Genomic DNA, 15,577 nt, shown 5'->3' with positions numbered 1-15,577 from the left:
CGAGGTGGTTTGATGAACGGATGGATTAGTCTACATCGAAAAATGATTGAAAGCGAGATTTGGGAGAAGCCGCCCTTATACATTAAAGTTTGGATCTATCTCCTTTTGTCTGCCCAGCATTCAGACTATAAGGGCTTAAAGAGAGGACAGGTAAGAACATCTATTCCAGAGATCATAGAAGCCTGTAAATGGCGTGTAGGAGCCCGAGTGGAACGGCCTACCAAGGACCAAGTGTACCAGGTATTAGAGTTTTTACGCGGTAAAGCGATGAAATCGGAACGAAGGCCCCACGAAGGCAACGCGAGAGCAACGATGATCACGACGACGAAAGCAACGCAAGCAATCATTGTAACCATTAGTAATTATGCGGATTATCAAGGTCAGGCAACTAGCGAAAGCAACGACGAAGGCAACGTCGACTCATCAACGAACCCTCCACGAAAGCAACGGCAACCCGACAATATAAACAATAATGTTAATAATGACAATAAAGAATATATTGTCGAGATCGTTTCCTATCTCAACGAGAAGGTAGGAACGAACTACAGCAGTAAAACCAAAAGGACGGTTGAATTGATTTCCGGAAGATTGAATGATGGGCGAACAATGGAAGATTTGAAAAAGGTGATAGATATCAAAGTTGAAGAGTGGCTAGGTAATGATAAGTACGAGAAGTATTTACGACCTAATACCCTTTTTACACCTACTAATTTTGAGAACTATCTTAACCAAGCGAATCGGAAGCGCAGGAACAAACATCCCCCATTGGAGTTATTTGCACCAAGCAATGAGGAGGTAAGTATTCTCGATGAAATTTACAGACGTAGAAACGAGACAGGCCCAACCGAATGAAGAATTGCTTGGAGCTTTTCTAAGCGATCCGACACTGTTCCCAAGCTGGAAGTCAGGCCTCACACCGGAGCATTTCGGAGAATACGACTGGCTTTATAAAATCCTTCATGAAACAGATTCTGAAGAAGGACTGAGTTTCCAAGGGATTGTCCAGCGTTGCGATATGAGCAACATCAAGCTTCTACATGAATTGCGCTCAGCCTACTATAGCGAGAAGCGGATACCAGGACTGATTAGGACTCTGAAAAAGAATCTTCTTGGTCAGCAGCTTCTAAGATTATCGAGACGGGTTGCAGAAACTACGTCAGAAGGAGAAGATCCTGACGAACTATTAAGGGACTTGCAGAAATCCGTGTTCGAGCTTAGCTCTAGTGAGAGCAAGGATAGCTCCGATCCTGATCGTGATGTTGAGGAGTGGACGGCTCATGTTATGAAGATTGCTCAAGACCCGTCATTAGCCTATGGCCTTCTTACTGGGATGAAAACCATTGATGGAATGACTACAGGATGGCACAGACAAGACTTCTCGGTGATTGGCGCACGTACAAGCATGGGAAAGACAGCCTTTGTAATCGAAATGCTTCTGAGGCTGAGTAAAGCCGGTTATAAATGCGCTATGTTCTCGCTTGAAATGTCTAAACAGCAATTATACTTTCGGATGATAGCCAACCTCATGCAAGTGAATTTTGAGCAATTTAGAACGGGGAGATTAGCACACAACCACTATGTAAGTATGAATAAGCACAAGGAAGCCCTTAAACGCCTGTATATCGACGATACAAGAGCGGTGTCGGCTGATTACATTACCGATGAAATGAGGCGCTTAAAACGAACGCTAGGCCTTGATTTCGTGGTGGTTGATTATTTACAGGATGTTAAGGAAACAGGAGAGATAAATGACAATGGGGGAAGCGCCCTAGCTCGAGTGTGTAGGAAGCTTCGTTCTGCAGCTCAGGAGTGCGATTGCCATGTGATGGGACTGTCTCAAGTTGTTCGTGGGGTAGAGGAACGCAAGGACAAGCGTCCAGGTAATGCGGATCTATCCGGAAGCACAGGAATTGAGACCAGTGCGGATGTGATCGGCTTGTTATACAGGGATGATTACTACAACCCGAATACCGATACTCCTAATATTTTGGAAGTGAATTTCACGAAACAACGAAATGGAAAGTGCGGGAGGGTGGAACTGCACTATGACAGAACCACACAACGAATTACAGAGTTATTCCGAGGATAATCATCAACTAATCAGAGGGTATCAGGACACTCTTATACGACAGGTAGAAATGGCCTTACAGAGTGATCATATGGAGCCGGATGTCTACCTAAACTTTTTAAGCAAGGTATGTAAGGCTGAGACAAGTACAGGCATTTACGACCACTTTGAAGTTATTTTCGATGAGCTAGTGGATTATCACGAGGGAAGGTTACAAGAGCGGATCATAAAGGGGGCTGAATTCATAGAGTCGATCGGTCCCCATCATCCAAAGTATGAAGCAGCTGTACAACGGTACAACATGCTATGCGAACAACTACAGCAAGCTAGAAGGAGGGCAAGGGAACGAGGTAGTAGGAAGCGTGTAGGGCTTCGGGATGCTCTGTAAATCAGCTAACTGGCAAGAAGGAGAATACTATGGGTCAAAAAATCAAAGAGCCTAAAGACAGCAAAGAGAAGCCACAGAAAAAGAAAGGCAGACGATTTGATATCCGGCTAGAAGGAAACATAGTAACCATTGAAACGGATAGGTCAAGGATCGGCAGCCTTGAAACATTACTCAGGCTTATATTTCATGAGTACAGCAAAAAGAAGCCAGAGGAACTTGATAATTTCATGGCAAGAATGAACCTCCATTATGAAATCATCACTAACCGTTTAAAACCTAAAGAAGAACCGCCGGAGCCGTTAAATGATTTTGATTTTTGGGATGGGTTGATGAGGAAAGTTCCGTTGCAGGAATAGAACGCAGATAGTCGCAGGTGGATGAATTTATGAGTTTTTAAATAAATATCAGGAGTGATAGATAATGCAAGATGATCAGAAGAGAAATGAATGGCGCAACCATACCGAAGGACAGGGACAATTAGCAGCCGAACAGATGAACAAAGTGGATCAGTACCACAAGGATCTACATGAGAATTCACCGTGGGAACAAGAAAAAAAGACGGGAAATGGATGGGGGAATAAGAATGTTTAAAGAATTGAACGAGTTTTATGAGGTTGTGGCCAAACACGATAAACGCATTGAGGATGCACGGGCCGAACTGGCAACTGCTCAAGGGACGCACCAGGAAGCATATCAGGCATACCGGAAGATGGTAGAGGAAGAAACCAGCGGTACAAAGATCCACAGTGCTGCCAAGATCGGCGCAGCCAAACGCGCGGCTGATGATGAAGCCCAAATTATTGAGATCGCTAAGGAACGCCTTGAACGGTTTGAGAGTGCGAAGCAAGCGGAGCTGAAGGAGCTGGCCAAGACAGTTAAAGCCGGATACCAGAGAGAGTTTCAGGTGATCCGGGATGGTATTGATGCGATTATTGAAGAATCGAAGCCGTTGGCTGGATCTCTCCTGCAGCTTGCAGTAAAGGCAAGCGACCACAGGATGAAAGCCATTAGAATGGCACAGGAGTTGGGTTCTGTTGAGGATATGGTAGGTGTTGAAAATCCGTATTATCAGCGGCATCTTAGCAACTTGCCTAATTTCCTTTCCTTTGTTGATACTAGCGAACTTGATAAAACCTATCAAACGGGCGAACTGCCGAGCTGGGCCAAGGAGTTGGATTCACAACTGACCCAGTAATGACCTGGGGGAAGGTGGGGAAGATCTCACCTTCCTTCTGTATAGAGAGAGGTGATAAAGATGAAAAGTACTATTTCCACAGGGCACGGAGAGAAGAAAAGCAGGAAGCAGGAACAAGCGGTTATTGCTTTATTGTCAGAGCCTTCTATTAGCGCAGCTGCTAAAGTTGCCGGGATTGGTGAAACAACATTGCGCAGATGGATGCAGGACAACAGCTTTCAGGAGGCTTATAGAGGGGCAAAACGTCAGGCGGTAGGTCAAGCCATATCAAGAATACAACAGTCTTCTGTAAAGGCTGTGGAGACGTTAGAGGGCGTTATGGACAATCCAAAGGCCCCTGCTATGGCTAGAGTGATGGCTGCCAAAACAGTGTTGGAAACAGCCATTAAAGCGGTTGAATTAGAAGAAATAGAAGCCAGATTAACGGAATTGGAAAGGAGAAGTGAATAACATGGCGAATCAAGCACTAAAGAAGCGATTAGAAAAGTTAGAGCAAACGATTAGAGATAAAGGATTTATACCGGTGGCATTTATATACCCCGGTGAAGAGTTGCCGCCGGGCGTAACAGACAAAACAATCATTATCATAGATGACATTGACTATGAAGACGACCTACCGGACCAGGAGGGGATTGAATGGCCACAGTAAGCTCAACACTCAAAATGTTCGACGCTATGTCCGGACCGCTCAAAAGCATCACCAGCAGTATGAATATGATGGTTTCAACTATGCAAAGAATGCAGAATGTGACCAATCAGAATACAAACATAGATAAATCATTGGTTGCAGCGAAACAGCAAATAGCCTCAGCTGAAGCAGAAATAAACCGACAAATTCAAAACGCAGCAAACTCACAAGAAAGATTTAATCGTTCTATGAATAATGGGACAGCTTCATCTTCTGGGCTAATGAGAAATATAACGGGGATGGCAGGGGCTTATCTTGCCTTCCAAGGTGTTAAATCGGTTATGAACATTAGTGACGCGTACAGCAACACTACGGCGCGGCTGAATCTGATGAATGACGGGTTGCAGTCGACAGCTCAGTTGCAGGATAAAATCATGGAATCATCCAATCGTTCACGCGCCTCTTATCAAACTACAGCTGATGTGGTTGCAAAGTTAGGGCAAAGAGCCGGCGCAGTTTTCAGCTCCAATGACCAAACAATTCAGTTTGCAGAAAACCTGAACAAGCAGTTTGTTATTGCTGGTGCATCACAAGCAGAAATGGCATCTGCTTCCCTGCAATTAACCCAGGCTTTAGGTTCAGGCGTTCTACGTGGTGAAGAATTGAATGCGGTCTTCGAAGCAGCACCGAACGTCATCCAGACGATTGCCGATTATATGAAAGTGCCGATAGGTGCTATCCGTGAAATGGCTACAGATGGCCAAATCACTGCCGACATTGTAAAAAATGCAATGTTATCATCAACAGAAGAAATAAACCGAAAATTTAATTCTATGCCTATGACGTTCGCGCAGGTGGGCACGCTTATCCAAAACATCTTGATTGATGCATTCGGTCCGTTATTACAGGTGATTGGACGAGGGGCACAATTCATATATGATAATTGGTCTAAAATCGAACCGGTTCTCGTTGGTGTAGCAGCAGGAGCGGCAACATTAGCAGTCGGGCTTGGTATACAGGCCGCAGCTACGTGGATTGCTACGGGGGCGGCTAAAGCATTTTTCACAACACTTCTTACTAACCCTTTAACTTGGATCGTCCTTCTCATTGGTGTAGTAGTAATGGCTATTTATAAGTGGATCCAGTCAGTAGGGGGCTTGAAAATCGCTTGGATGATCGTATGCAATGCGCTATTAACTGCTTGGGATTGGGTCAAAGTCGGGTTTATGACCGGTGTTAATTGGGTCATGAATCTGTTCAATAAACTACAGTTGTCCTTTATGACTGTTAGTACAAACATCCAAAACTTCATGGGCGACATGAAAGCCGGTGTCCTTACGATCCTGCAAAACATGGTCAACGGTGGGATCGACATTATCAACGGGTTTATAGACACTCTAAATAAAATCCCAGGTGTCAGTATTGACTTAATTGATCAGATGACTTTTGGTGCAAATGCTCAGATTGAAAACGAGGCCGCAAAACAAGCCAGGAATAACGAGCTAGCTCAGTATGCAAACAAGGTCAATGAACAGATCGCCGGTAGAGAAAAGGCAATACAAGCTATGATAACCGAATCAAAAGCATCCACGGCCGCCAGAAATGCCGAGATAGCCGCTGCCAAAGCTGCAAAAGCGGAAAGTGATGCGTCCAAGCAAAATAACATTGTGAACAGTAGTCCTTTTGTTAATGGTGGAACGATCGACAAAGTAAACAGCGTTGGGAAAATTGATGATACTGTCGATATAGGCCAGGAGGATCTAAAGACCATGCGAGAGTTGGCCGAAATGAAGTCGATTCAGAATTTTGTGACTCTAACCCCTACAGTTTCCTTTGGTGATACACATGTAAGAAATGAGTCTGATATCAATGAGATAATGGATCGCATTTCGAAAGCCCTGGAAGAAGATATCTCCGCATCTGCCGCCGGGGTGTATACGTAATGGACAAAGTTGACTTTCACACATATGAAGTGTCCGCGCATAACCCGTTTGAATGTTACCCAGAAGGTAAATACATCATTGCGGCTGCTGACGATGACGGAAGGTATGAACTTCACATTAGGCACACCAATGGGCTTGGCCTAACGTCTAAGAATAAGATGACGCTCCTGGAAGCTGTCACACTGTCATTTCACTTCAGAGATGAATTAAGCCTGCCAGCGTCCGCGATTTGGATTGATCTACCTAACCACGTGTTAGACCAACCGATCATTTTAAATCGCAAAGTGAAAGAGATGATGAAGCGACTGGGGATGTATTGGAAGTAAAGGAATAGTGATCATTATGAAGGACTCCCGAGGTTTAGGGGGTCCTCTTTGTTGTGCGCGTTCAGCGAACCTTGAAATTCACGATTCCAAGGGTAACGAACACCAACATTTAAAAGTATATAAAGAAAGACCGTGGTAAAGTGATCCTCCAATTTTGGAGGGTGAGAATTACAACGCTCACCAAATCAGGGGACCGTTCGACTGACAACAAAATTGTGGTGAGTACCGGTCAAATTGTCCTTCACTTCCGGGAACCTGTTAGAAATTCAGACATGGCGAATCACCATATCCGAAGATGAATTTAAGTGAAAAACCCCTCTCAAAACATCAAGAAAGTGCAATTTCAAGCGATTTTAACTATGATTCACAGTGATTAGAGAAGCGAGCCAAATGCAAAACCTTATAATGACGCGGTTTGTGGTAATCAGCAACAGGGAAAGACATATAGTCAAAATATGAATTTTGTACATATGTAGGTTACGTTAATTGATTAAAGCGTGGTGATCATATCCGAACTTGAATTCCGTTTTCAACACAGAGAATTTACTCAGCCGAATTTTCGGTTCAGAGGGTAGGACAATTATGGGTCGCCCTTCTATCTGCCGGCTAAATGAATCCAGGACGATATACTTTGAAAGTAGGTCATCGGGAAATACTTGGGTTACTGTGGAGTTTCTGCTTCAGAAACAAGGCTGCTGAAAGATAAGCACCCCTTACAAAGTTCGCGACGTCGCGAGGTTTTAACTCCGCATAACGGACAGTATCAGTACTCGACAGTTTGACGGTAAGTGAGTACCTACCAGGACGGTATATATTCAGGATCAGAAGACGGCGCAGGGTGAGCACGGATTTGTGCCGACCTGGTTGGTTTTGAAAACGGAAAATTGCGTTCTCAGATTTTGAGAGGGGCCTAACAGGTGCACACAAACATACCTTGCAAACCCTGACATAATTGCACACAAAAAGCGCCCTTAACCCCATGATTAAAGGAACGAAATTCGTACTTTTAAAGATGACTCCGCGGTCCACGGGGTCATCTAATCACATGAATTTATCTGAGTATTTCTTAGTAGTGCGTTGCATTTTGCGTTGCATCCCTTTTGTTGAGAAATGTTGAGGTTGAAAACATATAAAAGAAAGATGCAATCTGCTAAGGGAGAAATCTCCCTCAGTACTAACCAGGTTGGTTAATACTCGGTATATTTGCGCTTGTGAGCAAGTTTGTTGCGTTTGATGGCCAACGAACGCAATTTTACGTTGGTTAATGTTCACAGTCCAAAATTGGACTCCCAGTAACTTGAACTCCCGTCAAACTGACGGGTATAGAATTTGAATGGTGTGTAATAATCTTTCAGCTTGGAAGATGATCAATGACAATGAATGATATAAAGAAAAAGGGGGGTAGCGATGTAGTTTAGTATGGCCAGAATAAAAGGATCAGGAATCTTGTGAAGCAAACCTGACTTTATATAGTTTACAAATTAAGACAAACGCTGTATTCTATACTCAACATATCAGCACCCCTGATATGCAATCCGGAAACACCGGTAAAGAAGCCCTGGGAGTTAAGGAACTGACCCCATAATGTGAGACAAATTAAAACACCTTCAAGAGAATGCAACCATGTCGTAAGATATGGAGACAACCTTGGAGGTGTTTTTGCGTTGGCAACAAGAGTAAGTTATCCATTAGAAGTTAAAATGAAAGCTATTGAAATGAGACTGGCTGGTATACCGGTGAAGGAAGTCATGGAGCAGTTAAACATACGAAACAAGACACAATTGAAAACTTGGATGAGATGGCATCGGAATGGGGAGTGGAACCGGTTAGAGCAGCCCGTAGGTAAACAATACAGCTATGGCAAAGGACCCGAATATACTTCGGAGTTAGAGAGGGTAAAAGCTGAAAACCGGTTTCTGAAACAACAAGTAGATCTGCTAAAAAAGTACAGGGAGCTCGAGAGGAGGTTTCGTCAAGGATCGTAGTAGAGTGGGTCGAGTCTGTTCGGAGCGAAGTTAGTGTGAAACAAGCGTGTGAATGGATAGGTGTCCCTCGCGCCACTTATTATCGCTGGAGGGCCGAATATGAGAACCGACCTGAGGACCACATGGTAGAGAAAATTCGCGAACTATGTATACAGCATAAATATCGTTATGGATACCGAAAAATAACTGCCTTGCTTCAGAGAGAGGACAAGGTAAACCACAAACGCGTGCAACGGATCATGCAGCGTGAAGGGCTGCAATGTCGTGTCAAAACCAAGAAACGGAAACCTACAGGGCAACCAGTACATATCGCGGACCATCTGTTAAAGCGACAGTTTGAAGCCGATGCACCTATGCAAAAACTCGTGACGGACATTACCTATTTGCCGTATGGTGGGAAAATGTTGTATCTGTCGAGTATTTTAGACTTGTTTAACGGAGAGATTGTGGCATACAGTATAGCTGACAAGCAGGACACTACATTTGTGCTTGACACACTCCGTCAGTTGCCATCTCTACGAGGCGCAATACTCCATAGCGATCAAGGCAGCGTCTACACATCCCAGGCGTATCAAGAAGCTGTAAAGGGAAAAGGCATTACCATGAGCATGTCCCGCAAGGGTACGCCCGCTGATAATGCCCCCATCGAATCGTTTCATTCCACGCTAAAGTCTGAAACGTTCTATCTCGAAGGTTTAACCTGTACGACGACGGCAATCGTCGAGCAGACCGTTCGAGACTACATCTTTTACTATAACTCAATTCGCATTCAAACAAAACTAAACAACCAGTCACCGGTAGATTACCGACGACTGGCTGCCTAAACTTGTAAGGTGTTTTGATCCCTGTCTCACAAACGGGGGTCAGTCCCTTAATAGCTCTCGGGGCTTTTTTTGTTCTATTAATATCTTTAATCCTATGGATGCGAGGGAAAATATGGTAGGATAGAATCATCATATTTTTCGGGGTGACAAAATGCATACTCACATAGCTTTTCTGGATGAGTCTGGAGACCATAGCATGCAACATATTGATCTTCAGTTCCCTGTTTTTGCTTTAGGTAGCGTCATTTTTGAAAGGGAATACTATTACAACTTAGTTAATCCTACTATGGATGGGATTAAGTATAAGTATTGGAAACATAGAAATATTATTTTCCATTCTGTTGATATAAGAAAACAGAGGGGAATGTTTAATATACTGCGCGATCGTGAAATTAGAACCCACTTTCTTGATGATATAACGGGATTTGTAAGCGGACTTGATTATAAAATAATCGCCGCCGGAATCAACAAATCAGACCACTTCAGAACATATGCAGCTCCTGCAAATCCGTATGTATTAACTTTAGAATTTGTTATGGAGAGGCTTTATTTTTATTTTAAAGGGAGTGGGAACAAAGCATTACTTATAGCAGAATCAAGAGAAGATGCTGATAATGAAAGGCTGTACAATGTATTTAAGAGATTGATGGAATTTGGCAACAAAAATATATCTAGCGCTGAATTTAAAAGTTGCATCACTGACCTGGAGTTTATTCCAAAAATAAATAACGAGAACGGGAATCAGCTTACCGATCTAATTATTTATCCCATTGCGCGTAAAATAATCAGCAGAGCGAAAGGTTACCAATCATACATAGAAATCAAACCTAAGTTCTACACTAGATCAAACGGGGATTTTTGGGGATATGGATTAAAGGCTTTTCCATCCCAAACTTACCAAAGAATTAAACAAGAAGAGGATTGACTTAATTGCCCTTTGGTTATAATATTGAAGTAACAAGTAAAGGGGACTGGGCTAACCCGGGCCTCTTTTTAATTCGTAAATTCATAAACAAGCCCACTTACCTATATGGTCGGTGGGCTTTTTTACGTTTATTTTAAACCGGTACTATTTCTGATCGTTGTCTTTCTTCTCGTTCTTTAAATTGACTTCCTTATTATTTTGAACACTATTTTTGTTCTTCTTGTCATACAAAAGCTTCACACCTTTAGCTATCAATTCCAGTGCCTGTTCTTCATAAGGTTCTAAACGTTTATTCATTGTCTCCAATACACTCCTATGTTTGAGATCTGCGGGAAATTTATCCGTCGCTAAGACTTAACCCCCGACTTATTCAGAATTAATTGCGGGAATAAGAAGAGCTTATAAAGCCTTATATATCAAGCCTTTCCCCTTTAAATCCCCTTTATCCCCTTAATCCAGTTATAAAAACGAATAAGTTAAAGGTTTAAAAAGTTCGATTGATAAGAAATAATAATTACAGTAAATAAATTAAGAGGTGTTGTTAATACAAAATGGATACAATTCAACCATCCGAACAAGCTATGAAGAATTTATATAAATTCCTCGGGAGAGTGCTACCAAAGTATATAGAAGAAATCAATCGATTAAATAACAAGGAGGGACAAGAACATAGCGAGCAACCCAAAGCCAGGAAGCGGTAGTCCTAAACACATCAATCAGTTCTCACAAGAAACCCAGGATTTTATACATAAGTTGTGTGCAGATGCTATAAAAAGGGCCGTCAAGAATGGGACTTATAAAGCTTGAATTTTACGAAGGAGGATGTAGGACGATGGCAATGCGGAAAAAATTAAAGTTAGTTGGGCAGTATATAATGATTGATGGTGAGAAGGTTTTAATCGATCCCTTTAAAACCGATTTGCCCGATCGATGTAAATTAGCCCTAGCGGAAATCTTTACGGGAAAGAAGTATGAATTGATGTGAAATTGATGTGAAACTTGATGTTATGGGGTTGGATTTAATAACAAAAGATGATAAAGGATTGTAGAAAACCTATAATTGGCACGGTTTCTTTATACTATAACACAATGTATTATAAAGGGATCGTTGCCCGCATACGGTGCATGTGGAGAGCGTAGCATCACTGCACTTGAGTTAATCATTAACAAAGGTTCCATGCCGTTGTTATTATCAATAGCAACAGCCCATTTCTGCAGTTTTTATTTTTCGGGATGAAGATTTATCCTGGTATTGATAGAGAGGTTTTTGATATGACAGAACATTTTTGGCGTGATTTGCCACGGCCTTTTTTTATACTGGCACCGATGGAAGATGTGACGGATGTTGTTTTTCGCCATGTCGTCAGTGAGGCGGGCAGACCGGATGTGTTTTTTACGGAGTTTGCGAATACAGAGAGTTATTGTCACCCGGAGGGAAACCAGGCTGTGCGCGGGCGTCTGACTTTTACAGAGGATGAACAGCCCATTGTGGCTCACATCTGGGGAGATAAGCCGGAATACTTCCGTCAGATGAGCATCGGCATGGCGCAAGAAGGATTCAAGGGCATCGATATTAATATGGGTTGTCCTGTAGCAAATGTAGCAGAGAACGGGAAGGGAAGCGGGCTGATCTGCCGTCCCGAACTCGCAGCGGAGATCATCCAGGCTGCCAAAGCCGGGGGATTGCCCGTCAGTGTAAAAACCAGGCTCGGTTTCAGCAGCATAGACGAATGGCGCGGCTGGTTAACCCATATCCTGAAGCAAGACATTGTGAATCTGTCCATTCATCTGCGTACAAGAGAGGAAATGAGTAAAGTAGATGCTCATTGGGAACTGATACCGGAGATTAAAAAGCTTCGTGATGAGGTGGCCCCTGATACTCTGCTAACCATTAACGGGGACATCCCGGACCGTCAGACCGGACTGAGGCTCGCCGAGCAATATGGTGTGGATGGCATTATGATCGGGCGCGGTATTTTTCATAATCCATTTGCTTTTGAGAAGGAGCCGAAGGAACATAGCAGTGAGGAATTGCTGGGTCTGCTGCGGCTGCATCTGGATCTCTATGATGAGTATTCGGGACAGAAACCACGTTCGTTCAGCCCGCTTCAACGCTTCTTCAAAATCTATGTCCGCGGATTCCGAGGGGCAAGTGAATTAAGAAATAACCTAATGAATACAAAGTCAACAAATGAAGTGCGTGCGCTGCTTGATGAATTTGACAGCAAGGAGCATGATGGGGTGGAGGAACCCGAAAATTAAGTTCAGATTCTCTACTACAGCCTAGGTATTAAACGAGTATAGGCATCCCATTAGCTGTTATTGATCTATGTTGATTTTGCTTGTACGACATATGTAAAGGCTATAGCGTTGCTACCGAGACGAAATAGAAATTTAGCGTTATTGTTTGGCCAAGTCTGGTCTTGAAGTTGTCGGCAGACCCTTACTGTTCCACTGCACTTCTATAAGTCATGTCATGGTAAGTCTGAAGGTCGGAAGTTGATTTGGGATGGAAGAATTGGGGCTTTCGGAAGGAAGTAACATTGATATAGAGACAAATTCGTGATAGTTATGAACTAAGAACTAAGCATAGAACGGAAAGGACAAATCATGACCAAACATCGGATTTTCACAACAAGTGTTGCAAGTGTCTATCCCCATTATGTTACGAAGGCGGAGAGAAAAGGGCGTACGAAAGCAGAGGTTGATGAAATTATCCGTTGGTTGACAGGGTATAGCCAGGAAGAGTTTGAAGGGCAACTGGAACAAACGACGGACTTTGAGACTTTTTTTGCGAATGCTCCCCAACTAAATCCTTCGCGGGAGTTGATCAAAGGCGTGGTCTGTGGTGTCCGTGTGGAAGACATCGAAGAACCAACGATGCGGGAAATTCGTTATTTGGATAAGCTGATCGATGAGTTAGCCAAGGGAAAAGCAATGGAGAAGATTTTGCGGAAATAATATAAAGAAACCGAAGTGAATGCGCAAAGCTAAATAAATGAAGTCATTTTATCGAATGAAGCTAGTTAATCAAATATTTGTTTTTAAGATGGACGTAGGAAACTGCGTCTTTTTTTATGTAGCAAAGGGATTTACGGCCATAACATGTTTTATTACAAATAAGTAATGTTAGTGTAAGTTGGGTAGATCGTAAGATTTTACATAGATCACTATAATCGATATAGAACAATAAGGAGGAAAGAGGGAGAAAGGAGATCAATATGCAAACAATGAGGCTTAACGGATTTCAAATTAAATTAATTATGGCGTGTTTAATGGTGCTGGATCATATCGCTTATTTTATACCTGGAATTTGGGTAATGATCTTCCATGTTGTCACAAGAGTGGTTGGAGTATGGTTTGCTTATATCGCTGTGGAAGGTTTCATGTATACTAGCAATCTGAGAAAGTATTTTACAAGATTGTTCTCATGGGCAGTCATGATGTTTGCAGGCAACTATGTGCTGAACTTAATGTTTGAGGATCGCGGTATTGCCATTCATAACAACATATTTTTAACCTTGGCTATCGGTGTATTCATGCTAACAGTACTAACCCGAATTAATAATAAAATATGGGGGTTCATCTGCTCCGTTGTTTTGCTGGCGGTCGGAATATTGATAGCTGAAGGCGGCATGGTCATTCTACCGTTTATGCTTATAACCTATTTCACCTACGGTAAAAACAAATACAGAAATATTGGTTATTTATGTTTATCGCTTATTTTGTTCTTGATGTCATTTGTAAATTACGGAGATGTGTTAACAACAATCGAAATGCTGGCATTTAATTCGGACTTCATGTTTATCTTCGTTATCCCGTTTTTGTATATATATAATGGTAAAAGAGGAAGCAACTCTAGATTTGCGAAGTATTTCTTCTATGTTTTCTATCCGGCTCATTTATGGATAATTACAACGATTGCGTATATCGTTTCGGATTAGCTGCCTTTCATTTGGTTTTTTCAAAATTTGATCCTTGGGGGGCGAATGTGTACTTAATCTTCCATCCCGTTGGTTCAACTCTTGCAATTGATCGGTTGACTCTATTAAAGGGGCAAAATCCGGTGTCAGAATTCAAAGCAATGAGAGGTTATAGGTACGAAGCGGATAATTTTGGCGCCGCATGGCTAACCTCTCTTTCAACACAGCTAGTTCATGCACCACGTGTCAAAGAGTGCCTCGTCCATCTAGAAGCCAGGTTTGTGGAGATTACATCCATTCGAAGAACCAAGCTCGCTGGTTGCTATTGAAGTACGCATCGAAAAAGTTCATATAGAAGATTCCCTTCTTATGGATGTGAACTCGAATGATGTGGATCCTTCCAAATGGAGTCGGATCGTGAGTTTCTGTGAATACTTTGGCCTTAGTGAACAGTTAACTGTATCAAAATTAACACCAGGATTTGGGCCCGATTCTGTATAATAGAGTTATAATAACGAATATGGAATATTTTGTGTTTAAGAGAATTGAAAATAATCGAAGGGAGAGGAAGAATGAAAATAAGCTCACAAGCATATGTAAGGGGAAGTATCGAAGCGGTTGATATGTATTGTTCAGCATTTGGATTAGAGAAAAGCCTGGAGATTAAGGATGAAACACAGAACGCTTATGCGCATTGTGAATTGACTTTAAATGGCGAGCTGTTTATGGCAGTGAGTGAAGCGCCAAAAGATTGCGATGTTCATAAAAAAACAACTTGGCAGACCATGGCATTTAATGTATACGATATGGGAACTGAGGAAGCCGTCCGCAAAGCTTATAATGTACTGAGCAATGGAGGCACTGTCATTGATCCCATCGGCTCTTGTAATTGGAATCCGTGTTGTTCTAATCTCATCGATAAATTCGGTGTGTTTTGGTGGATAGCTATTTAGAGGAATTGGAATATTTTACGTGTTGTAATGGGCGAATAACCGTGGTACATTATTAGTCCGGTCGTTAATTTGAAGCGTTGTTGACAGCTTCTAAAAAGAAAAGAAAAATAATGCTTGCATTGATGAACTGGACATGATATATTATAAGAGTTGCTGCTGAGAACGCAGCGACGCTAAAAACGAAGTTGATCTTTGAAAACTGAACAACGAGTGAGCGGGTTTCACGTCAAGTGAAATCTAAGAAATAAGTCAGATTCAAAATGAGCTAATCGCTCTTTTCAATGAGCAACACTTTATTGGAGAGTTTGATCCTGGCTCAGGACGAACGCTGGCGGCGTGCCTAATACATGCAAGTCGAGCGGACTTAATGGAGAGCTTGCTCTCCAGAGGGTTAGCGGCGGACGGGTGAGTAACACGTA

18 protein-coding genes and 1 rRNA gene are annotated in these 15,577 nt (G+C 42.5%); 18 read left to right on the top strand and 1 reads right to left on the bottom strand.

Going from position 1 to position 15,577, the window contains the following annotated elements; genetic code table 11:
• Positions 1-42 precede the first annotated feature (42 nt).
• From BN1360_RS01800 to BN1360_RS01745, 12 genes are all read left to right on the top strand, one after another.
• Positions 43-852 (top strand): conserved phage C-terminal domain-containing protein, encoded by an 810-nt coding sequence (locus BN1360_RS01800; protein ID WP_229520748.1) that lies wholly within the window; start codon positions 43-45, stop codon positions 850-852.
• A complete protein-coding gene (locus BN1360_RS01795) occupies positions 809-2,089 on the top strand; it encodes a replicative DNA helicase (RefSeq protein WP_068778200.1) in 1,281 nt (426 codons plus the stop codon). The genes BN1360_RS01800 and BN1360_RS01795 overlap by 44 nt, the downstream gene beginning before the upstream one ends.
• Positions 2,046-2,456 (top strand): hypothetical protein, encoded by a 411-nt coding sequence (locus tag BN1360_RS01790; protein WP_068778199.1) that lies wholly within the window; start codon positions 2,046-2,048, stop codon positions 2,454-2,456. Before BN1360_RS01795 ends, BN1360_RS01790 begins: the two co-directional genes overlap by 44 nt.
• A 29-nt stretch (positions 2,457-2,485) precedes the next feature.
• Positions 2,486-2,812, top strand: coding sequence for a hypothetical protein (locus BN1360_RS01785; protein WP_068778198.1), 327 nt, complete (start codon positions 2,486-2,488; stop codon positions 2,810-2,812).
• A gap of 64 nt (positions 2,813-2,876) precedes the next feature.
• Positions 2,877-3,047 carry a hypothetical protein gene (locus BN1360_RS01780; RefSeq protein ID WP_157259332.1) on the top strand — a complete coding sequence of 57 codons (171 nt, stop codon included), beginning with the start codon at positions 2,877-2,879 and terminating at the stop codon, positions 3,045-3,047.
• Entirely contained in the window at positions 3,040-3,651 is a 612-nt protein-coding gene (locus tag BN1360_RS01775) for a hypothetical protein (protein WP_068778197.1), read from the top strand. The genes BN1360_RS01780 and BN1360_RS01775 overlap by 8 nt, the downstream gene beginning before the upstream one ends.
• A 60-nt stretch (positions 3,652-3,711) precedes the next feature.
• Positions 3,712-4,101 carry a hypothetical protein gene (locus BN1360_RS01770; protein ID WP_068778196.1) on the top strand — a complete coding sequence of 130 codons (390 nt, stop codon included), beginning with the start codon at positions 3,712-3,714 and terminating at the stop codon, positions 4,099-4,101.
• A 1-nt stretch (position 4,102) separates the two neighbouring features.
• On the top strand, positions 4,103-4,300 hold the full coding sequence (locus BN1360_RS01765; RefSeq protein WP_068778195.1) for a hypothetical protein: 198 nt from the start codon (positions 4,103-4,105) through the stop codon (positions 4,298-4,300).
• Positions 4,288-6,222, top strand: coding sequence for a tape measure protein (locus tag BN1360_RS01760; protein ID WP_068778194.1), 1,935 nt, complete (start codon positions 4,288-4,290; stop codon positions 6,220-6,222). The genes BN1360_RS01765 and BN1360_RS01760 overlap by 13 nt, the downstream gene beginning before the upstream one ends.
• Positions 6,222-6,548: a hypothetical protein gene (locus BN1360_RS01755; protein WP_068778193.1), complete on the top strand. Its 327-nt coding sequence runs from the start codon at positions 6,222-6,224 to the stop codon at positions 6,546-6,548. The genes BN1360_RS01760 and BN1360_RS01755 overlap by 1 nt, the downstream gene beginning before the upstream one ends.
• Before the next feature lie 1,664 nt (positions 6,549-8,212).
• Positions 8,213-9,357 (top strand): IS3 family transposase gene (locus BN1360_RS01750; protein WP_420707865.1). Its coding sequence is split into 2 segments (ribosomal slippage): positions 8,213-8,507 and positions 8,507-9,357, totalling 1,146 coding nucleotides; the frame shifts between segments, so codons are not numbered across the junction.
• A 151-nt stretch (positions 9,358-9,508) separates the two neighbouring features.
• Entirely contained in the window at positions 9,509-10,282 is a 774-nt protein-coding gene (locus tag BN1360_RS01745; RefSeq protein WP_082789897.1) for a DUF3800 domain-containing protein, read from the top strand.
• A gap of 144 nt (positions 10,283-10,426) precedes the next feature.
• Here the strand turns inward: BN1360_RS01745 and BN1360_RS01740 are convergent, their stop codons facing one another.
• Complete coding sequence (locus BN1360_RS01740; protein WP_157259331.1) at positions 10,427-10,579, bottom strand: hypothetical protein; 153 nt, start codon at positions 10,577-10,579, stop codon at positions 10,427-10,429.
• Positions 10,580-11,114: 535 nt separating this feature from the next.
• On the opposite strand from BN1360_RS01740, the gene BN1360_RS01735 reads away from it, so the two are divergent.
• The 6 genes from BN1360_RS01735 to BN1360_RS01710 all read left to right on the top strand — a co-directional run.
• Positions 11,115-11,267: a hypothetical protein gene (locus BN1360_RS01735; protein ID WP_157259330.1), complete on the top strand. Its 153-nt coding sequence runs from the start codon at positions 11,115-11,117 to the stop codon at positions 11,265-11,267.
• A gap of 287 nt (positions 11,268-11,554) precedes the next feature.
• Positions 11,555-12,544, top strand: a complete 990-nt coding sequence (locus BN1360_RS01730) for a tRNA dihydrouridine synthase (RefSeq protein ID WP_068778189.1) — start codon at positions 11,555-11,557, stop codon at positions 12,542-12,544.
• 348 nt (positions 12,545-12,892) lie between these two features.
• A complete protein-coding gene (locus BN1360_RS01725) occupies positions 12,893-13,243 on the top strand; it encodes a DUF2200 domain-containing protein (protein WP_068778188.1) in 351 nt (116 codons plus the stop codon).
• Positions 13,244-13,503: 260 nt separating this feature from the next.
• The gene (locus BN1360_RS01720) at positions 13,504-14,226 is read left to right on the top strand and encodes a TraX family protein (protein ID WP_068778187.1); all 723 of its coding nucleotides are present in this window, start codon (positions 13,504-13,506) and stop codon (positions 14,224-14,226) included.
• Between the two features lie 551 nt (positions 14,227-14,777).
• Entirely contained in the window at positions 14,778-15,158 is a 381-nt protein-coding gene (locus BN1360_RS01715; RefSeq protein ID WP_068778186.1) for a VOC family protein, read from the top strand.
• Between the two features lie 293 nt (positions 15,159-15,451).
• A 16S ribosomal RNA gene (locus tag BN1360_RS01710) occupies positions 15,452-15,577 on the top strand; the annotation flags it as partial.

The sequence above is a fragment of the Paenibacillus sp. GM2 genome, assembly GCF_900069005.2.
Lineage (GTDB): Bacteria > Bacillota > Bacilli > Paenibacillales > Paenibacillaceae > Fontibacillus.
Note: the sequence above shows the minus strand (reverse complement) of the source record. Positions and strands in the feature narration are given on the sequence as shown.